Genomic DNA, 19,723 nt, shown 5'->3' on the forward strand with positions numbered 1-19,723 from the left:
GTGCTTGGTGGTTTTTGCGTCCGCCAGACACCTTAAATGCTTTGATTACACAATTTCAAACAACGGCTCGTCAAATTCCACCATTTCACCATCGCTGGCAATGATGGCGTGGATTTTGCCTGCTTTGTCCGCCTTGACTTCGTGCATGATTTTCATGGCTTCTAAAATGCACAAGGTGTCGCCTGCTTTGACTTCATCGCCCACTTCAACGAAATTTGGCGTATCAGGTGCTGATTTGCGATAAAACGTCCCAACCATCGGTGCGCTGATGATGTGTGCTGCTTGGTTGTTTTGAGTATTTGCAATGTTTTGAGCGTTTTGAGCGTTTTGAGTGTCGGCAGTGGCAGGCGTGATTTGGGTGCTTGCGGTATTTGCAGCGGCAGGCACAGCGGCTGGTGAAGCGCAGACTTGTGCGTGCGGTGCTTGCGTGGTGATTTTGATTGCCTGCTCGCCATCGGTAATCTCTAAGGCGTGAATGTGAGCGTTTTCGGCAAGGGTGATTAGGCGAGCCAAATCGTCAAAATTGATGTTCATGTGTTTACTCCTTGTGGTAAGTTTAAGGGCTTGGCGTAGCAAACTTACCTTAAAAATACTTAAACTTAAAACTTACTAAAATGTACGATTTGTTATTTTTTCGTGCGTTATGATACCCAATTTATATAGACTTTTCAACCATTGTGTCTTTTATTATGCTGTTCGGTAAATAAATTTGACAAGATGATTTGTGGGCAGGAAGTTGCTGAAAAAAGGAAAGTTGGGCTGGTATTGGTACAGCCCAACCCAGCGATGTTTTGATTTATCTATTGATTTGTCTTTTGATTTTAAAAGGTTATTAAAGAGCCAAATTGATGAGCGGTTTTATCATAATCGGCTTAATCATTTAGCGTGCTACGATAAATATTTTCCACCGTGTCAAGTTCGGTTTGTTTAAAAGGTTTGGTAAAATTATCAATCTTATCAATGGCTTGAATGGCAGCAAAGCCTTCGTGAATGAAATCATACAGCGGCTGATAGCCGTGCTTATAAGCGGTGGATTTGGCAAGCCCAAAGGCTTTAAACAGCAAAAACGAATTAAATTCTTTGGCGCACTGCGCACAGACGGTGCAGATGTCATGAATCTGGGCAAGGCGTGCCGATTTGTCATTGGCGGCTTGATAGGCGCTGATGGCAAGGCTGTCCGTGATGCCGCACGCTTGGTAGTCGGCAAACAGCGCAGCATCATTTTTAATGTGGCTGGCAAGCTGTAAATCTAAATCAATGGCATTGACGGCAGCTTGTACGCCCAGCACGCCTGTGGCAAGCGCACGGCTAGGAATCAGCTTTTCTAATCTGCCAGAACCCGCCAAAGCGTTATGCCCAGCGGTGAGCAGCTGCTCGGCAAGCACATCAAAATCTTTATCGCTATAAATGCGGTCAATCAAATAATGCGCCAGCGGTGCGGTGTTCGGCTGGGTGAATAAAGCGGCGTGATTACGATGAATGCGTGATTTTTGCCACGCTTGCACATCACGCAAAAGGGCGCGCAAATCAGCGTCTGTGTGATGCGCCAAGGCTTGATATTGGGTGAGCGTGTCTACCAAAGTACGAACGTGCGACATATTAAACTCTTAAAAATGAGGTAAAAATTGTGTAAATTGAATGAATTTTAGTGGTTTTGGGCAAAAAATTAAAGGCTAAAATGGTAAGTTTGCAGGCATAAAAATGCAATATGTGTAACAAAACAACAAAATTGTCATCAAATTGTCATATTTGCTTTCTATAATACTGCAAAATAGGATAAAATATAGTTATCTTTCTTTGATTGTCGCTGGGGAAATTGCGCCACAGCGGCTGTTTTTATGTGTCGTGTGTTTGTCATTTTTTAGCGCATGACACGCTCAATTTTTGGCGGATTTATGGGAAATTCAGCAAAACAAAGCACGCCAATGGCGGCAAACCTGCTATTCGGCTTGCTTTTGGCAGGTATGAGTGTCTATTTTGTGATGTGGGGTCTTGAGTACACCTTACATCAGCAAGTGTTGCTATTTATGGTGGCGACATTTTTCGGCATTTTTATGGCGTTTAACATCGGTGGTAATGACGTTGCCAACTCATTCGGTACTTCGGTGGGTGCAGGCACACTGACGGTAACGCAGGCACTCGCGGTTGCTGCCATCTTTGAGGTGTCTGGTGCGGTGCTGGCAGGCGCAGCGGTAACAGATACCATTCGCAGCGGTATCGTGGATATTGGCGATTTGGGCGTTACACCAAATCAGTTCATTTATTTGATGTTGTCAGGCTTGGCGGCAGCGGCGTTTTAGCTGCTTTTTGCCACCAAAAAGGGCTTGCCAGTATCTACCACGCACGCCATCATTGGTGGTATCGTGGGTTCGTCCATTGTGCTAGGCATCAGTATTGGTGGTACGGATTTGGCGTTTTCTACCGTAAAATGGTCAAAAATTGGCGAAATTGCGATTTCGTGGGTGGTATCACCTGTGCTTGGCGCAACGCTTTCTTATATCCTGTATGGCTTGATTAAGCGCAATATTTTGGCGTATAACGACCGTGCCGAAGAGCGTGTAAAACTGCTAAAAGCTCGTAAAAAGCAGCTTAAGCGCAATCAAAAAGAATATTTTGAAAGCCTGCAAGAAGTAGACAAGCTGCCTTACACCACCGCACTTTTGCGCGACCAAGAAGCCTTTAAAGATGGCGTGGCAAAAGAAGAACTGGAAACTGAGTACTATAAAGAGCTGCACGACCTTGAAAATGAGCGTGATAATCTGGACACACTAAAAGCCCTAAAAACTTGGGTGCCTTTGGTGGCGGCGCTTGGTGCGATGATTATGACGGCGATGGTGGTGTTCAAGGGTCTAAAAAATACTGGGCTTGATTTGACCACTTTGCACTCGGTGCTGGTGATGGGCATGATTGGTGCGATGGTGTGGCTGACGGCATTCATTTATACCAAAACCATTCGTGGCAAGCACAAAGAAAACCTTGGCAAAGCGACTTTCATCATGTTTAGCTGGATGCAGGTGTTCACTGCGTGTGCGTTTGCATTCTCGCACGGCTCAAACGACATCGCCAATGCGGTAGGTCCATTTGTGGCAATCATTGACGTGATTCGCACCAATGCTTTGGCAGCGCAAGCCACTGTACCTGCACCTGTGATGGTAACTTTTGGTGTGGCGCTGATTGTCGGCCTGTGGTTCATCGGTAAAGAAGTGATTCAGACCGTTGGTACAAACTTGACCCAAATGCACCCAGCGTCTGGCTTTTCAGCGGAGCTTGCGGCAGCTGCAGTGGTGATGGGCGCATCAAGTCTTGGTATTCCAGTGTCAAGTACGCATATTTTGGTGGGTGCGGTGATTGGTATCGGTCTTGTGAATCGTAACACCAACTGGGGCTTGATGAAGCCAATCGGTTTGGCGTGGGTGATTACCTTGCCTGTGTCAGCCATCATCAGTGCGCTGATGTTCCTATTGCTGACTAACGTCATGTGATTGATGGTTTTATAAAAAAACGGCTCATTTTGGGTCGTTTTTTTTGTGCGTGCATTTTATCAAATTTGACTTGCTTAATTCGGCTTGCCAAAATCAGCACAACACCTGCGAACGTGCTATAATTAAGCAATCTTTTTAATAAGTTTGCAGGTTTAGGTTTATAAAATCAAGTTTGTAAAATTGGGTTTATAGAGCCAAATTTGCAAAAATTAAATTTATAAAATTAAGTCTACAAGCCATAAAATAACCAACTGGAGAACGCCATGACCACCACCGAGCCAACCCTTGAGCAGCGCCGTGTGATTTACCAAGCCAGACGTGGACTAAAAGAGCTGGATTATTACATCGATCCGTACGTCAAGGCGCATTATTTGACTGCCGATGCAAACGAGCAAGCGGCATTTGTGCGCTTGCTGGCTTATGAAGACCCAGATTTGTTGCTGTTTTTCTTGGGTCAAGCCAAGCCAGACGATGAAGCGGTGTTTGCGCTGATTGAAAAAATGAAACGCTTAAAATTCGCCAATGCGTGATGGGATTTGACCAACGCCAAGCGTTCATTACCCAAAAAGAGCAAAACTTGCGCCCATGTCCAGTCGCTATTCTAAAAACCTTGCCCAAATTCATCTGTGCATCCGCCCAAATCGCTTGCCTGTGGTGGGTTTGTGTGCGGTGATTGCTCTGATGGCGGGGTTTGGCGTGCTGATGAATCTTGCGCTGTGGCAGTGGCTGGTGTTTTGTGTGGTCGCGGCGCTGCTTTTATTGCGGCAAATTACCAAACCTGCCATCAGCCAACTCAGCACCGACACGCTGGATGGCGCATGGCAGCTGGGCATTGCTAAGCAGGGCAAGGTTTTGCTGTGTGATGGCTATTTGTTAGACGCGCGCCTGCTGGATGTGGGGATTTTTGGTGCAAGCATTTTTGGTGATGGCGGCAGGCAGGCGGTGTGGCTGAAATTTTACACCCCAAAGCCCATCGGTGCGCTGTCATCGCGCGTGTCCGTGCTGGTGGCACAAAACAGCGTGTCTGATGATGATTTTCGTGCGCTGGCAAGGCTTGCGCTGATGGGCGGCTACCACGCCTAAAACATACTTAAAAGTATAGGCGGTGCGAAAATGGCATGAAAGTAACGTATCGTTACACAACGCCGTGCGCTGTTACATATCACTGTGCGCTGTTACATAATGCGTCTTGTCATGTGGTGAAAATTTGCTAAGATGGTGACGTTTGCACGCCGTTTTGGTGTTTTTATCAAATACATAGGAAAAAATCATGAGTCTATTGCAAAACATCGTTACCCAAGTGGTGCAAAATGCCATCGCCAACAACGCCAATCCAAAAATTGACAGCGCAAACCAAGCGCCAGCAGGCGGTTTGGGTGGTTTGCTAGGCAGTGTATTGGGCGGCGCTCAAGCGCAAAACGCCAATGCGAACAATCAAGCAGGTGGCTTAGGCGGTCTGTTGGGCAGTGTGCTAGATTCACAAGGCGGCTCGCAAAGTGGCGGACTTGAGTCGGTGCTTGGCGGACTTTTGGGCGGCAAAGCCCAAGCGCAAAACAATGCCAGTGCCGCAGACTTGGGCGGTTTGCTTGGCGGACTTTTGGGTGGCGTTGGCAATCGCTCAGCAGCTGGCGGTCTAGGCGGTGCGCTTGGTGGCAATAAAAGTGCGCTACTGCTTGCGCTATTGCCTGTGGTGCTAAGTTTTATCCAGCAAAATGGCGGCTTGTCTGGCGTGCTGTCAAAATTTAACAACAGCGGCCTTGGCAACAAAGCGCAATCTTGGGTAAACATTGACACCGATAATGACGGCATTGACGCAGGCGATGTGGCGCGTCTGTTTGGCGATGACAAAATCAACGAAGTGTGCCAATCCACTGGCGCAAGTCAAGACGAAGTATGCCAAGGCATTGCCGAGCTTTTGCCTGAAGTGATGAACGAGCTGACACCGCAGGGCGGCTTGCAAAACGAACAAGAAGCAAACGCTGAAGTGGCGCAAATCCTATCACAAATCAACGGCAAGCTGTAATCGCTTTGTAGTAAAGTTTGTATAAAACCAAACCTGCTGATGTGATGTCGGCAGGTTTTTGCTTTAAAAGAGCAAATGAAAACGATGGTCAAAAACACCAAATAAAAGCACGGCAAAAGATGGCAAATCTTAAAAATGCCTATCAAATACCGCTTTTGTCTGCTATAATGAAGCCATTACCCAAATACTGATTGGCAACGATTTCCCAAAGGAAGGCGGTTTGCTGATGAGTGTTTGGGTTTTGTTGTTTATGCCTTTTGTTTTTGGTTCGTGTCTTTTGCGTTTGTGTGCGTTGGGCGTTTTTGTTTTTGTTGTTAGGATTTCCATCGCTTTGTTAATCTTAGACTGGCAGCAGACACAAAGGCGTTTTACGATAAAACTTGCTAACTAAAGTCTTGATAAAAGACGGTTTTTTTAAAGTTGGCTTTGATAAAAATAACCTTGAATAAAGCTGGCTTTATAAAATGCGATTTGCTGCAAAGCTGGTTTTGTAAAAAAGCTGGTTTGTAACAAGCCGTACAAATTAAGTCGCACAAGCAGATTGTATGATGGTAAAAATAGCTTGATTAAAAATTCATCATACAAACTGCCAAGCATTTGCCACGACTTTTTATTCATTATTTGTGGGGTAAATCATGCCTTTTAAGCCCATTCCTGCCGCCATTGCGGTGATTATCACGCTTGTGATTTGGTTTTTTGTGCCTGTGCCAACGGGCGTTACGCCTGACGCTTGGCATTTGCTGGCACTGTTTGTGGGGACGATTGCTGCCATCATTGGCAAGGCATTGCCGATTGGGGCGATTGCCATCATTGCCATGACAGCGGTGGCGCTCACAGGCGTAACAGCAGACACACCAAAACAGGCGATGAAGGACGCATTGTCCAGCCTGTCAAGTTCGCTGATTTGGCTGATTGGTATTGCCATCATGATTTCTCGTGGTCTTATCAAAACAGGGCTTGGCTCACGCATTGCTTATTGGTTTATTTCTATTTTTGGCAAGCGCACGCTGGGCATTGGCTATTCGCTGGCACTCGCTGAGCTTTTGATTGCGCCCATCACGCCATCAAATACCGCGCGCGGCGGGGCGATTATCCACCCGATTATGCGCTCGATTGCCGACAGCTTTGATTCTAAAGTGGAAGACGGTACGCAAAATCGCATTGGTAAATATCTGGCGCTGGTTAATTATCACTCAAACCCCATCACATCAGCGATGTTCATCACCGCCACCGCACCAAACCCTTTGGTGGTGGATTTGATTGCTGATGTAACAGGCGCGAAAATTTCGCTCAGCTGGACGACGTGGGCAGTGGCGATGTTTTTGCCGGGACTTGCGTGTATTTTACTCATGCCGATTGTGATTTATGCGCTTGCCAAGCCTGAACTTAAAGAAACGCCCCATGCGCGCAAGTTCGCCAAAGAAAATCTTGCCAAACTTGGCAAACTAACCACCCAAGAAAAAATCATGCTGGCGGTGTTTGGCGGTATGCTGCTTTTGTGGGCGGACGTACCAGCGATGATTTTTGGTAGTGCGTGGTCGTTTGATGCGACAGCGGTGGCGTTTTTGGGCTTGTCGGCACTGATTTTGACCGGCGTTTTGACGTGGGAAGATGTGCTAAAAGAAAAATCAGCATGGGATACGATTGTGTGGTTTGCCGCGCTGATTATGATGGCGACTTTCCTAAGTAAACTTGGCTTGATTTCGTGGTTTTCTGGCGAGATTCAGTCGCTTGTGGCAGGTGCAGGCGTGAGTGCTGTGGGTGCGATGGCGATTTTGACTTTGGTGTATTTGTACGCGCATTACTTTTTTGCCAGTACCACAGCGCACATCACGGCAATGTTTGCGGCATTTTACACCGTAGGGATTGCGCTGGGTGCGCCGCCGATGCTGTTTGCGCTGATTTTGGCGGCGGCAAGCAGTCTGATGATGACGCTTACACATTATGCGACTGGCACTGCGCCTGTGATTTTTGGTTCGGGCTATGTGGGGCTTGGTGAATGGTGGCGCACGGGCTTTGTGATGAGCGTGGTGAACATCGTCGTGTGGGTTGGTGTGGGTTTGGTTTGGTGGAAAATTTTGGGCTATTATTAAAAGCACAGTTACTAAATTTGCCTAAATTTATCACCGAATGTAATTTTTAAAACCCAAAAAGTCAAATCTAAAAACAAAACCGTACCGCTTCGGCAGTGCGGTTTTTGTTTGCCAATTTTAAAGTTTTCATCAAGTTTTCATCAAGTTTTCATCAAGTTTTCATCAAGTTTTTACCAAGTTTTTTATCCAATTTTTAGCCGTCAGATAAAAATACGGAAAGTCTTGCAAAAAGTACGGCTTGGCGATATGATGGGTAGGATTTGCGGTGAAATTAAATGGCAATATTTTAAGTTTTATAAATAGTTAATTTGTATAAGTTTATTTTACGAAAAATTCAAGGGGTGAATATGGCAAATTTGGCGCTGTTTGATTTGGATATGACGCTGATTAACGTGGACAGCGATCACAGCTGGGGACAGTACATCGTGCAGGCAGGCTTGATTGACAAGGCGGTGTACGAAAAGGCGAACGATCAGTTTTACCAAGATTACATCGCAGGCACGCTGGACGCCGTGGAGTATAACGAATTTGTGGCGAGTTTTTTGGCGAGCAAGTCTTTTGATGAGCTGGCAGCGTACCGTGAAAATTATCTGAATACTTGGATTAAGCCTGCCATGCGTCCAAAAGCCATTGAAGCCATCACACGTCATCGTGCGGCAGGCGATACGGTGGTGGTGATTAGTGCGACCAATGATTTTGTGGTGGTGCCGATTGCAGCACTGTTTGGCGTGGACAGTGCGCACACGCTTGCCACGCGCCTAGAATTTGTGGATAATCGCTACACAGGCAAGGTGGCAGGGCGACCAAATTTTAAAGATGGCAAGCTGTACCATTTGCAAAAATTCATGGACGAAGCACGCCAAAAGGGCGCAGAATTTGAGCGATTGATTGCGTATTCGGATTCAAAAAATGATTTGCCACTGCTTGGTTTTGCTGATGAAGCGGTGTGCGTTACGCCTGATGATGTGCTGCGTGCGCACGCTGCCGAGCAAGGCTGGCGTATTGAAGATTGGGCGATGTGAAGCGCACGGACAGCGTAAAATAGCACACAAAAGACTTTTTGCTTGATAAATGTGGGCGAAAGGTCTTTTTTGATTGGGGTTGTGTGCGGGTTGGCATATTGCCGCTAACTAAACTTATACGATAAACATCAAACCATGAAACTACCGACCAAAGAGCAAATCAATACCGCTATTACTACCATTACTTTTGTGTTGTTGATGGTTTTTGGTTGGCGGTTGTATTCATCTGGATATTTTGACAGATTTAGCTATGATGCTAGAAATTATGACAAACAAGAAGACAGACCCTCTATCGAACAACTTACCGTTCTTTTGAATGAAATTACGCATGGCTTGCCCACACCAACTGATGTGAACGAGACAAATAAAACGGGTGTTGTATCTGTTAATTACAAATATTTGAACTTAACCAATACTCAAAAATCCCAACTTGCACAAAATGTACAAGTGCAGTCTAAATGGGTTTTTCAAAGGCACAAGGAGAACAAATATGGACACAGTGATGAATATTGCTTTAATCAATTTGAACTTATCATAGATGTTGAAGTTTTTGATTTTCAAATTCTTAAAAAAGATTCTGGCGAATACACGTCTGTGTATATTAGTTGGTGGAAAACTGGCGAATGTCGTTTGGCGTATTTTCAAAATCAATGAATAATCTGTAAGTCAAACCAATGCGTAGGTCGAGAAAAGCAAAAACCCAACAAACTCAAAAAATTGCCTTAAAAAATGCTGGGTTATGCTGCGCTAACTCAACTTACGGGTTCTTGCCAAACTACCGTTTAAAACCTTAAGTTTTCACTCAACCTAGAAACCCATTTTCCCTAATTTCCGCCCACCAAACCCAAATACGACCAAAGCTGTATCATTGCGTTACAAAACTCATCAAAAGCAGTAAGTCGCTTGCTTTATAATGGGCGAAATGTAAATTTGTGATGGGTTTTGATAATCATAAGCATTTTAATTTTTTCAACCCATTTATTAAATAAAAAACACAACAAAATCAAGGGGTTTGGTATGATTACCGAGCATCTGGTGGACATATCACGGCTGCAATTTGCCGTTACTGCGCTGTTCCACTTTTTATTTGTTCCATTGACGCTTGGCATGACGTGGATGCTGGTGATTATGGAGACGGTTTACGTCATCACAGGCAAGCAAATTTGGAAAGACATGACCCAATTTTGGGGCAAATTGTTTGGCATCAATTTTGTGCTGGGTGTTACTACAGGCATTACGATGGAGTTTCAATTTGGCACGAATTGGTCGTACTATTCGCATTATGTGGGCGATGTTTTTGGTGCGCCACTTGCCATTGAAGGCTTGATGGCGTTTTTCTTGGAATCCACGATGGTGGGTTTGTTCTTTTTTGGCTGGCAGCGAATGTCCAGAGTGCAGCATTGGTTTGCCACGCTTTTGATGGCGCTGGGGACGAGCTTATCTGCGCTGTGGATTTTGGTGGCGAATGGCTGGATGCAAAACCCTGTGGGCGCAGCGTTCAATTATGAAACCATGCGCATGGAAATGCTGAGTTTTTCGCAGATTTTATTAAATCCTGAAGCGCAAAATAAATTTGTGCATACGGTGTCGGCAGGCTATGTGATGGGCGCGATGTTTGTGCTGTCCATTTCGGCGTGGTATTTGCTCAATAAGCGTGATGTGGAATTTGCTAAGCGCAGTTTTCATGTGGCGGCGGCGTTTGGATTTGCGGCGATTTGTAGTGTGATTGTGCTGGGCGATGAGTCTGGCTATTCCATCGGCAAGGCGCAGCAAACCAAGATGGCAGCGATTGAAGCGATGTGGCATACCGAGCCGCCACCAGCGAGTTTTAATCTGATTGCTGGCATTGACGAGCAAAATCAGCGCAATAATTGGGCGGTGGAAATTCCGTATGTGATGGGTATTATTGGCACGCGTTCGCTGGATACGCCAATTCCCGGCATTGCTGAGATTAAGGCGGAAAATCGTGAGCGCATTGAGCTTGGCAAGCAGGCGGTGGCAGCGCTGGATGTCATGCGTGCGGATAAGGCGGCAGGGCGTGAAAGTGCGCCTGATGTATTGGCGCAGTTTGAAGCGCATAAAGAGCATTTGGGCTTTGGCTTGTTGCTCAAAAAATACACGGACGATGTGGCAAATGCCACGCCGCAGATGATTACGAATGCCATGCACGACAGCGTGCCGAAAGTTGCGCCGATGTTTTGGTCGTTTCGTGTGATGGTGGGTGCAGGATTTTTGATGCTGCTGCTGTTTTCTTTGTGCTTGCTGTTTACGCTGCGTGGGACGTTCATGCAAAAAAGATGGCTGCTAAAATTTGCCTTCGTCATGCTGCCTGCGCCTTGGATTGCCATTGAAGCAGGCTGGATTGTGGCGGAATATGGTCGCCAGCCGTGGACGATTTATGGCGTGCTGCCAACGCATTTGTCGGTGTCAAATATTGATCCAAAAGATGTGATGCTGTCTTTGGCGGGTTTTGTGGCGTTTTATAGCGTGCTGTTTGTCATTGAAGTGTATTTGATGCAAAAATATGTGCGCCTTGGGCCGGCAAGTCTTGGCACGGGCAGATATTTTGGTGAAAAACCAAACCAGCTGATTGATCCAAGTCAATTTAAGCAGGCAAACACAGCGCAAAACACCAATTCGCGCACGAACAAGCAAGGGGAATAAAATGCTATTTGATTATGAAACCTTAAAGCTGATTTGGTGGCTGCTCATTGGTGTGCTGCTCATCGGCTTTGCCATCATGGACGGACACGACATGGGCGTGTGTTCGCTGTTGCCCATCGTGGGCAAGACGGACGCAGAACGCCGCGTGATTATTAACACCGTGGGCGCGCATTGGGAAGGCAATCAAGTATGGTTCATCACCGCAGGCGGTGCGATTTTTGCGGCATTGCCACTGGTGTACGCCACAGCGTTTAGCAGTTTTTATTGGGCGCTGATGGCGGCTTTATGGGCGCTGTTTTTTCGCCCTGTGGGCTTTAAATACCGCAGCATGATAAAAAATGACACATGGCGGCGTGCGTGGGATTGGGGGCTGTTTGTTGGCTCATTTGTGCCTGCGCTGATTTTTGGCGTGGCGTTTGGTAATTTATTTTTGGGCGTGCCGTTTAGTTTTGATGAGCATTTGCTCGTGAGTGATTCGGTAACGCTGAGGGGTCTGCTCTCCCCTTTTGCTTTGCTGTGCGGCGTGATTAGCGTGGCAATGATGATCATGCATGGCGGTGTGTTTTTGGCGCATCGCACGGTGGGGGAAATTCAGGCGCGTGCCAAAAAGTTTACTATGCTCTCGGCGTGCGTGATGGTGGTGCTGTTTGCCGCTGCTGGATTTTGGGTGGCGCAGCTTGATGGGTTTGTCATCACCAGCCAAATTGACAAAGGCGGCGTGATTGACCCATTGGCAAAAACCGTCATCACCGCACAAGGTGCATGGCTTGATAACTTTGCTAAAATGCCAAGTTTGTGGGCGCTTCCTGCGCTTGGGCTGGCTTTGCCGTTTGTGGCGGTGGGGCTGATGTACGCAGGCAGAACGCTTTTGGCGTTTATTGCGTCAAGCCTTGCAACGCTTGGCGTGGTGGCGACTGCAGGCGTGGCGTTATTTCCGTTTTATATGCCGTCAAGCACCGACCCGCGCGCAAGTCTGACCGTATGGGACAGCACGTCTAGCCATCTGACCTTGATGATTATGCTGTATGTGGTGGTGCTGATTTTGCCGATTGTGGTAACTTATACCAGCTGGGCGTATGCCATCATGCGTGGCAAGGTAACGACCGCTTACATCAAAGAAAACGAACATTCTTTATATTGACTTAATACTAATTTTACAAATGGGAGTAAATTATGTGGTATTTTGCATGGATTTTAGGCTTGGGCTTTGCGGTACTGCTGGCAGTAACTAGCGCGGTTTGGGTGGAATTTGAAGACACGCGCCAAAAGGCGTTTTATGGCGATGATTGATTTGGTTTAACTCAAGACAATCGTCAAATAAAAGTTTACTTTAAAATACATTTTTAGTAGAATTTGTTTTAGTAAACTGTCCAAGCAAGACCAAGCGGTGAATGCTGCTTGGTTTTTTGATTTTTTTCGGCAAGCGGCTTATCTGTAAGCTGATTTATAAGCCTGTCTGTGAGTTTGTGGCAAAATACATTCACCATAAAAAACTGTTCGTACACTGACTTTGATGATACAATAGTTCGTTATGAAAATTTTTCATAAGTGATTTTGAAAAAGTGATTTTAAAAAGTGCGTTGCTTTTTATCGTAAAAATGTGCTTTATCGTAAAAATGCGATTGAATGGCTTGGCGAAAGCAAATTTAAAAGCGTAAATGACACATTCAAAGTGCGAATTAAAAAAGCGTAATAGTTAAAACCCACTCAAAATCGCCCAAAACGCAAATTAAAACACCAATCAAAACTTAAAATAATCTTAAAAAGTTATCATACATCATGAAAATATCCTTAAAACCTTCTGCCAAATGTGCGCTCGTGCTGGGCGCAGCGCTCACCATCACCGCACCGACGGTGTCTTTGGCGCAAAGCAGCCCAGCAAATGGCGTGGCGGCGCTTTTTGGGCAGTCTGCCAAGCAAAAATTCTTACCTGTCAATAAAGCATTTCAGGTGTCGGTGCGTGCCGAAGGCAATCAGGTGGTGGCAAGTTTTAACGTTACGCCTGAGCATTATATTTACAAAGACAAGCTGTCTTTGCGTTTGCCTGATGGGATCACGGCAAGCGATTGGCAATTTGACCAATCGGCAAATATGATTGACGACCCGACTTTTGGGCGTGTGCCTGTGTTTGAGCAGAGTTTTACGGCGGTGGCAACGCTAAAAAACGCCGATGAAGCGGTGCGTGCGCAGGCGGCTTTGCGCTGGCAGGGCTGTGCCAAAGCTGGGCTGTGCTATCCGCCAGAGCTGACCAATTTTATGCTGGATTTGCCAGCAAATGCCAAAGCTGACGCTCAAGCGCAAACGCAAAAAGATGCGCAAAAAGCCGAACAAAAACCTACAAAATCAGCCGAGCAATCAAAAAGCGAAACGGCAAAAACCGACAATTCAAAAGTTGGCAATTCAAAAGCTGAAACGGCAAAAATTGACAACTCAAACTCTCAAGCGCAGTCAAGCCAAGACAAATCAGCCGACAGCGTAAAAGATGATGAATCAAACGCCAAATCTGCCAGCAATCCGCCAAGTGGCGCTAACATCGTGCAGCTTGCCGATACGCCTGATGATAAGCAAGCGTCAAGCGATACAACTTCCACCGATGAAGCGGATAACGCCAATGTTAGCGATGAGCAGTCATCATCAGAAGCGTTGCCATCAGAGCAAGCGGGCGCAGAGCAAATCAGTGCTGCCGATGGCGCAAGTCTTGATAATACCGCCGATGGCTTATCGCATGGTGCAGCCGTATCTGACCCATTTCGTATCAATGAATCGCCTGCGCTGGCGGTGCTGCTGCTATTTTTGGCGGGGCTTTTGTTGTCGTTTACGCCTTGTGTGTATCCGATGATTCCGATTGTGGCAAATATCGTTGCACGCCAAAAAGACACCAGCACTACCAAAGGTTTTGCGCTGTCGGCGGCGTATGGCGTGGGCGTGGCGAGTGCGTACGGTGCGCTGGGTGCGCTGATTGCGTGGTTTGGGCGCACGCTAAACATCATCGGCTGGCTACAAAATCCTGTGGTACTGGGCGTGTTTGCGGTGCTGTTTGCTTTGTTGGCGCTTTATATGTTTGATGTGCTGCGTGTGCAGTTGCCAAGCGCCATTCGTAATCGTTTGCAGCGTCAATCCCAAGCAGCAGACGGCAAACTTGGCAGTGTGGGTGGCAGCTTTGCGGCAGGTGCGTTGTCGGCTTTGGTGGTGTCGCCTTGTGTGTCAGCACCGATGGCAGGTGCGCTTGCGGCGGTGTCGGTGAGTGAAAGCGTGTGGCTTGGCTTTGCGGCGTTGTTTGCGCTGGGGCTTGGCTTGTCTGTGCCGCTCATGCTGATGGGTGCAGCGCAGGGCAAATTCATGCCAAAAGCAGGCGAGTGGATGAACCGCGTGAAGGAATTTTGTGGTTTGCTATTGCTTGCGGTGTCGCTCAGCTTACTTGAAAGATTGCTGTTCTCATCGGTCATGCTGGTGATTTGGGCGGCGTGGTTTGCTTTGGTGGCGGTGTGGGCGTGGCGCATGACGGCATTGCCTGCACGCGCGATTGCTTTGCTGGCTGGCGTGTGGTCGGTGTGCTTGATGATTGGTGCGGCGATGGGGCAGCAGGACGCTTGGCGACCGCTGGCAAATTTGGGCACGGCTAGCCAAAGCGCCTTGCCAGCCAGCCAAGCCAAAGCCGACATTCATATCACCACGCTTGCCGAGCTTGACAAGGTGCTTGCCGAGCATGATAAAGTGCTGGTGGACATCACGGCAGAGTGGTGCATTGAGTGCCGCATCATGGAGCGCACGCTGTTTACCAACCGTCCTACGGCGTTGGCAGATTTTCAAGTGGTGAAACTTGACATCACTGAGACCAATGACGACAGCAAAGCGGTGCTGGCACGCTATCAGCTGTTTGGGCCGCCTGCGCTGCTGTTGTATCGCGATGGCGCGCTTGTTAATGCATTGCTTGGCGAAACCAAACGTGGCGATTTTGAAGCGGCATTGGGTGCGGTATAATAATCCATTCCAAAACAAAAACCACAAGTTGAAAGGCTTGTGGTTTTTTGGTTTTGAGTGGGGGGGTGGGACAACTAAAGATTTTATGTGGTAAATTCTGTTCTAAACGTTGGGTTTTCGTCTTGCCTAGCCCAACTTACGCATTTATCTTAAGTTTTTGGCTTGGGCTGCAAGTTGGCTTGGTAAAGCGCAGCTCAACATTCCCATAAGAAAATCACCATTTTAAAAAGGTAAGTTCCACCTAAAACGTTCGGTTTTTGCCTTGCTTAACCCAACCTGCGCATTGCTTCCCAATCCAACTCACCAAAAAACAAACCCCACCATCAAGGCAGGGTTTGTGGATTGTGGGTTTGCCATCAATCTTGTTTTTGCTGTTTTAGACGCTCTTCCCAGAAGGTGGCGTTTTTAATGCCAAGTTTTACTGGGTCAAAGGTGAAGTTGGTGATACCTGCACGTTTTTGTGCTTCATAGTCGTTGAGCGCACGCAAGGTTGGCTTGGTTAGGAAAGCAAACATCAGCAAGATACCCACGATGTTTAGCCAAGCAGTCATGCCCACGCCAATATCGCCCAATGCCCAGATAGCGCCTGCGCTGTTTAGTGAGCCGTAAGCTGCCATCAGCAGGATAACGATTTTGGCAAACCACATACCCACTTTTTGTACGCCTGTGCCAAAGAAGCGAGACAGATACACTACGTTAATTTCAGCGATGTGATAGTACGCCATGATGGTGGTGAACGCAAAGAAGAACACAGCCACAGCGATGAAATAATCACCAAATGCGCCAAAGGTGCTTGCCAATGCCATCTGTGTGAAGGCTGGCGTGCCGATTTCTACTGCTGCGTCTACGTTTTGAACGATGAATTGACCGGCTTCAAGTTCGCCTTGTACGTTGTAAGTACCCATGGTCAAAATCATGAAGGCAGTTGCCGAGCAGACAATCAAAGTATCCACATACACCGAGAAAGCCTGTACCAAGCCTTGCTGGGCTGGGTGCTGAACTTCTGCTGCGCCTGCGTGGTGCGGGCCAGTACCTTGACCTGCTTCGTTTGAGTATACGCCACGTTTTACGCCCCAGCCAATCGCTGCACCAAGACCTGCCATTGGGTTGAAGATGTCGCTCATGATTAGGCTAAATACCGCAGGGATTTGCTCAAAATTCATCACCATGATAAGTAAGGCAAGAATGATGTAACCCACCGCCATGAACGGTACGATAAGCTCAGCAAAGTTTGCAATGCGCTTGATGCCGCCGATGATGATGATTGCTAGGGCAGCGACCACAAAGCCCATCACGATAACACGGTTTGTGCCAACGTCCATGCCCAGAAAATTCATCACCGAGCCATCGCCTGTGATACGAGTTACTGCGCTTACCACGCCATTTGCCTGCACGCCCGGCAAGAAAATACCGCACGAAATGATGGCTGCGATGGCAAAGATGATGGCGTACCATTTTTGACCCAAGCCTTTTTCAAAATAATAAGCAGGGCCGCCACGGTATTGACCTGTGATTGGGTCGCGCTCTTTATAAATCTGCGCTAGGGTAGATTCGGCATAAGCGGTAGATGCGCCCAAGAACGCCACAACCCACATCCAAAATACTGCCGATGGGCCACCAAAGCCGATGGCGGCTGCCACACCTGCGATGTTACCCACACCAACACGGTTGGCAACAGAAACAACGAATGCTTGAAATGATGAAATGCCGTCCGCACTTTTGGTGCGGTCAAACATCAAACGAACCGATTCCTTGAACATTCGCAGCTGCACAAAGCGTGTCATCAGCGAATAAAACAGACCTGCGCCCAAGCACAAATAAATCAGCGCTGGACTCCAAATAATGCCATTTAATGTATCGATAAAATTTTCCATCAGCTATTCCTTAGGATTGGAAAATAAAAACGCAAAGCCAAAAATAAGCCAGTCAATTTGATGATTGAGCGCGCTAAAGCCTTGAAAACTTGACACAAAAACTTTAAAAGTCAAGCCAAAAGTCAAACGCCAATATCAAGCAAGTGCTAGGCAGCTTTGGTTATTGAGATTGTTTTATAAGAAGGTTGGTGTTGTCAGATTTATCCAAAAACACAGGCGAGAAAAGTTACGTCCGTTTACCCCAGATAAATCACCTTTGCAATTTGCCACATTTTCGCAACAATTTCCAGTATTTTTTGCAAAAAGACACGAAAATTTACAAAATTTGCCAAATTTTTCCGTAAAAAGGGCGATTTTGGGTGGGTTTTGGTGCTGAAATTTGGTTTTGCGTGGCGTTGATGCGTGGTGGATTTTACTGTTTGGTGGATAAATTGTGTTGTTTTGTAAGTTTCAAGGCGGTTCGGCTTGTATTTTGTTTGTAAAGTTGTCATTATAAAGGGTGAGTTCGCCAACAGGCGTTTGATAAATTTGTGATTTAAATTTTGAATTTAAGTCTCTTTGTTAAGTTTTGATAGGACACCCATGAAAAGCACAATTCCAACCAATCAACCGAGCCGCCCAGCAAAATTTGCCAAAAATATCAGCCTTGCGCTGATGATGGCAGGCACGCTGTCTTTGACAGGCTGCGGCTATAACGCCCTGCAAGCCCAAGACGAGCAAGTCAATGCTTCTTGGTCAGAAGTGGTGAACCAATACCAACGCCGTGCTGATCTTGTGCCAAACTTGGTGGCGGTGGTGCAGCGTTATACTGAGCATGAGCAAGCGGTATTTACCGATGTGGCCAAGGCGCGCGCCGCAGCAGGCAGCATTCAGCTGACGCCAGAGACGCTGAATAATCCGCAGGCGATGGAGCAATACCAAGCCGCTCAAGCGCAGATGACCAGTGCATTGTCGCGTTTGATGGCGGTGTCTGAGCGTTATCCAGAGCTAAAAGCGGACACTTTGTTCCAAGATTTGCAAGCGCAGCTGGAAGGTACGGAAAATCGCATTACTGTGGCTCGCCAGCGTTATATCCAAGACGTGCAAGGCTACAACACCACCGTGCGCCAATTTCCAACCAACCTAACGGCGATGGTGTTTGGCATGGAGAAAAAGGCGAATTTCACGGTGGAAAATGAGCGTGAAATTTCTACTGCGCCGAGCGTGAATTTTGGCAATGGTGCGTCAGGCGCAGCCCAAGCACCAGCCACAGGCGAAGCGACTGCACAATAATGAATACCCCAAAGCGCACTGATGGCGCGCCATTTCGCTTATCGGTTTTGTTGTCTGCATTGATGGCGGTATCGCTTGCCGTGCCAAGCCTAAGCCATGCACAAAACGCCACAGCAACTGCGACCGCCACAGATGAGCAGTTGGCGGACGATGCGGCTGCGGCAGTGATTTTAGGCAGACAAGGCAGTGGTGCGGGCTTATCCAAGCCACTGTCCGATACCTTATCTGAGCCATTATCACCGCTTGGTGAAGTGGCGGCAGAATTTGGCGATGACGCACGCCCGCAAGCCAGCACCGAGCAGCAAGCGAACAGCAGCACACCCATCACATCAGACGCAAGACCTGTTACGCATGATAAGCTGATTTTAAATCAGCCAGTGGTGGACGCAGCGGGCGTGCTGAGTGCCAGCGAAAAAGCGCATTTGAGCGCGCAGCTGCGTGCGATTTATGATGAACGCTTGGCGCAGGCGGCTTTGGTGGTGATTCCTAGCACCGATGGCGTGCCGATTTTTGATTATGCGCTGGCGGTGGCGGAGCGTTGGCAGCTGGGCGATAAGGACACGGACGATGGCTTGCTTATCGTGGTGGCGATTAACGATCGTGATTTGTACATCTTGACAGGCTATGGACTTGAAGGTGTATTGCCTGACGCAGCACTCAAGCGCATCATTCGTAACGACATCACGCCATCTTTTAAAACAGGGCAATACGCTCAAGGCTTGTCGGCAGGCATTGCCAGTATCAATGAGCGATTGCACAGCGACCCTGAAAGCCTAGCACGAGCAGACGCAGCCGCCCAAAATGCCAATGCTGAGCCTGCGGACGTTGTAGGTGCTGCTTTGCCATTGCTGATTTTTGGCATTGTGTTTGGCGCATTTTTGACGAGCTTGCTTGGGCGAGTGCTTGGCGCCAGCGCAACTGCCTTGGGCGTTGGTGGTATGGGTGTGATGACAGGCATTGGCTTGCCGTTAAGTCTTGGCGTGGCGGTGCTGGTATGGCTGTTTTTATTGTTTAAAGGCAATGGTCGTGGCGGTGGACGTGGTGGCGGCTCATCTGGCGGCAGACGCAGTCATGTGGTATTTGGCACAGGCGGCTTTGGCGGTGGCAGTTTCGGTGGCGGCGGCTTTGGTTCTGGCGGCTTCGGCGGTGGGGGCGGCGGCTTCGGCGGCGGCGGTGCTGGCGGTTCGTGGTAGTGGCTAAATTTTAGGTGAGTTTTGGCAAGTGTTTGATAAATTTAGACGATTAAAAACGCTTGTCAAGATGGTTTATTATCTTGAATCACTTACCAAATTATCAAATCACACCAAACCAA

Annotated in this window: 15 protein-coding genes and 1 pseudogene; 13 read left to right on the plus strand and 3 right to left on the minus strand. The window is 47.6% G+C overall.

Annotation, left to right across the window (positions count from 1 at the left end; all coding sequences use genetic code 11):
- Window positions 1–45: 45 nt before the first annotated feature.
- Both accB and B0181_RS09690 read right to left on the minus strand, forming a co-directional pair.
- The gene (gene accB, locus B0181_RS09685) at window positions 46–534 is read right to left on the minus strand and encodes an acetyl-CoA carboxylase biotin carboxyl carrier protein (protein WP_207384339.1); all 489 of its coding nucleotides are present in this window, start codon (window positions 532–534) and stop codon (window positions 46–48) included.
- A gap of 338 nt (window positions 535–872) precedes the next feature.
- The gene (locus tag B0181_RS09690) at window positions 873–1,598 is read right to left on the minus strand and encodes an FFLEELY motif protein (RefSeq protein ID WP_078277301.1); all 726 of its coding nucleotides are present in this window, start codon (window positions 1,596–1,598) and stop codon (window positions 873–875) included.
- A gap of 297 nt (window positions 1,599–1,895) precedes the next feature.
- On the opposite strand from B0181_RS09690, the pseudogene B0181_RS09695 reads away from it, so the two are divergent.
- The 11 genes and pseudogenes from B0181_RS09695 to dsbD all read left to right on the plus strand — a co-directional run bounded on the left by B0181_RS09695 (window position 1,896) and on the right by dsbD (window position 15,265).
- A pseudogene (locus tag B0181_RS09695) lies at window positions 1,896–3,482 on the plus strand (inorganic phosphate transporter).
- A gap of 263 nt (window positions 3,483–3,745) precedes the next feature.
- Window positions 3,746–4,012, plus strand: a complete 267-nt coding sequence (locus B0181_RS09700) for an FAD assembly factor SdhE (protein ID WP_078277302.1) — start codon at window positions 3,746–3,748, stop codon at window positions 4,010–4,012.
- A gap of 55 nt (window positions 4,013–4,067) precedes the next feature.
- The gene (locus B0181_RS09705) at window positions 4,068–4,565 is read left to right on the plus strand and encodes a hypothetical protein (RefSeq protein WP_078277303.1); all 498 of its coding nucleotides are present in this window, start codon (window positions 4,068–4,070) and stop codon (window positions 4,563–4,565) included.
- Window positions 4,566–4,752: 187 nt separating this feature from the next.
- Window positions 4,753–5,505, plus strand: a complete 753-nt coding sequence (locus tag B0181_RS09710) for a YidB family protein (RefSeq protein ID WP_078277304.1) — start codon at window positions 4,753–4,755, stop codon at window positions 5,503–5,505.
- Window positions 5,506–6,140: 635 nt separating this feature from the next.
- The gene (locus tag B0181_RS09720; protein WP_078277306.1) at window positions 6,141–7,598 is read left to right on the plus strand and encodes a DASS family sodium-coupled anion symporter; all 1,458 of its coding nucleotides are present in this window, start codon (window positions 6,141–6,143) and stop codon (window positions 7,596–7,598) included.
- Window positions 7,599–7,945: 347 nt separating this feature from the next.
- Entirely contained in the window at window positions 7,946–8,620 is a 675-nt protein-coding gene (locus B0181_RS09725; protein ID WP_078277307.1) for an HAD family hydrolase, read from the plus strand.
- A 135-nt stretch (window positions 8,621–8,755) separates the two neighbouring features.
- Window positions 8,756–9,274 carry a hypothetical protein gene (locus B0181_RS09730; protein ID WP_078277308.1) on the plus strand — a complete coding sequence of 173 codons (519 nt, stop codon included), beginning with the start codon at window positions 8,756–8,758 and terminating at the stop codon, window positions 9,272–9,274.
- A 363-nt stretch (window positions 9,275–9,637) separates the two neighbouring features.
- Complete coding sequence (locus B0181_RS09735) at window positions 9,638–11,284, plus strand: cytochrome ubiquinol oxidase subunit I (RefSeq protein WP_078277309.1); 1,647 nt, start codon at window positions 9,638–9,640, stop codon at window positions 11,282–11,284.
- Window position 11,285: 1 nt separating this feature from the next.
- Window positions 11,286–12,425, plus strand: coding sequence for a cytochrome d ubiquinol oxidase subunit II (cydB, locus tag B0181_RS09740; RefSeq protein ID WP_078277310.1), 1,140 nt, complete (start codon window positions 11,286–11,288; stop codon window positions 12,423–12,425).
- Window positions 12,426–12,457: 32 nt separating this feature from the next.
- Window positions 12,458–12,574 (plus strand): cytochrome bd-I oxidase subunit CydX, encoded by a 117-nt coding sequence (gene cydX / locus B0181_RS09745; protein WP_078277311.1) that lies wholly within the window; start codon window positions 12,458–12,460, stop codon window positions 12,572–12,574.
- A 489-nt stretch (window positions 12,575–13,063) separates the two neighbouring features.
- A complete protein-coding gene (gene dsbD / locus B0181_RS09750; RefSeq protein ID WP_078277312.1) occupies window positions 13,064–15,265 on the plus strand; it encodes a protein-disulfide reductase DsbD in 2,202 nt (733 codons plus the stop codon).
- Between the two features lie 356 nt (window positions 15,266–15,621).
- Here the strand turns inward: dsbD and B0181_RS09755 are convergent, their stop codons facing one another.
- A complete protein-coding gene (locus B0181_RS09755; RefSeq protein WP_078277313.1) occupies window positions 15,622–17,139 on the minus strand; it encodes an alanine/glycine:cation symporter family protein in 1,518 nt (505 codons plus the stop codon).
- Window positions 17,140–17,793: 654 nt separating this feature from the next.
- Between B0181_RS09755 and B0181_RS09765 the strand changes: the two genes are divergently transcribed.
- Together B0181_RS09765 and B0181_RS09770 are read left to right on the plus strand one after the other, a co-directional pair.
- Window positions 17,794–18,411, plus strand: a complete 618-nt coding sequence (locus B0181_RS09765; RefSeq protein ID WP_245953272.1) for a LemA family protein — start codon at window positions 17,794–17,796, stop codon at window positions 18,409–18,411.
- The gene (locus B0181_RS09770) at window positions 18,411–19,604 is read left to right on the plus strand and encodes a TPM domain-containing protein (RefSeq protein WP_169835765.1); all 1,194 of its coding nucleotides are present in this window, start codon (window positions 18,411–18,413) and stop codon (window positions 19,602–19,604) included. Before B0181_RS09765 ends, B0181_RS09770 begins: the two co-directional genes overlap by 1 nt.
- Window positions 19,605–19,723: the final 119 nt, after the last annotated feature.

This window comes from Moraxella caviae (assembly GCF_002014985.1).
In the GTDB taxonomy this organism is placed as follows: Bacteria; Pseudomonadota; Gammaproteobacteria; order Pseudomonadales; family Moraxellaceae; genus Moraxella; species Moraxella caviae.

Excerpts from the sequence above, each read along its gene's own strand:
- B0181_RS09725 (WP_078277307.1), top strand. The coding sequence starts at position 7,946 with ATGGCAAATTTGGCGCTGTTTGATTTGGATATGACGCTGATTAACGTG.
- B0181_RS09710 (WP_078277304.1), top strand. The coding sequence starts at position 4,753 with ATGAGTCTATTGCAAAACATCGTTACCCAAGTGGTGCAAAATGCCATC.
- B0181_RS09765 (WP_245953272.1), top strand. The coding sequence starts at position 17,794 with ATGATGGCAGGCACGCTGTCTTTGACAGGCTGCGGCTATAACGCCCTG.
- B0181_RS09720 (WP_078277306.1), top strand. The coding sequence starts at position 6,141 with ATGCCTTTTAAGCCCATTCCTGCCGCCATTGCGGTGATTATCACGCTT.
- B0181_RS09730 (WP_078277308.1), top strand. The coding sequence starts at position 8,756 with ATGAAACTACCGACCAAAGAGCAAATCAATACCGCTATTACTACCATT.
- accB (WP_207384339.1), bottom strand. The coding sequence starts at position 534 with ATGAACATCAATTTTGACGATTTGGCTCGCCTAATCACCCTTGCCGAA.
- B0181_RS09770 (WP_169835765.1), top strand. The coding sequence starts at position 18,411 with ATGAATACCCCAAAGCGCACTGATGGCGCGCCATTTCGCTTATCGGTT.
- B0181_RS09700 (WP_078277302.1), top strand. The coding sequence starts at position 3,746 with ATGACCACCACCGAGCCAACCCTTGAGCAGCGCCGTGTGATTTACCAA.
- cydX (WP_078277311.1), top strand. The coding sequence starts at position 12,458 with ATGTGGTATTTTGCATGGATTTTAGGCTTGGGCTTTGCGGTACTGCTG.
- dsbD (WP_078277312.1), top strand. The coding sequence starts at position 13,064 with ATGAAAATATCCTTAAAACCTTCTGCCAAATGTGCGCTCGTGCTGGGC.
- B0181_RS09735 (WP_078277309.1), top strand. The coding sequence starts at position 9,638 with ATGATTACCGAGCATCTGGTGGACATATCACGGCTGCAATTTGCCGTT.
- B0181_RS09755 (WP_078277313.1), bottom strand. The coding sequence starts at position 17,139 with ATGGAAAATTTTATCGATACATTAAATGGCATTATTTGGAGTCCAGCG.
- cydB (WP_078277310.1), top strand. The coding sequence starts at position 11,286 with ATGCTATTTGATTATGAAACCTTAAAGCTGATTTGGTGGCTGCTCATT.
- B0181_RS09705 (WP_078277303.1), top strand. The coding sequence starts at position 4,068 with ATGTCCAGTCGCTATTCTAAAAACCTTGCCCAAATTCATCTGTGCATC.
- B0181_RS09690 (WP_078277301.1), bottom strand. The coding sequence starts at position 1,598 with ATGTCGCACGTTCGTACTTTGGTAGACACGCTCACCCAATATCAAGCC.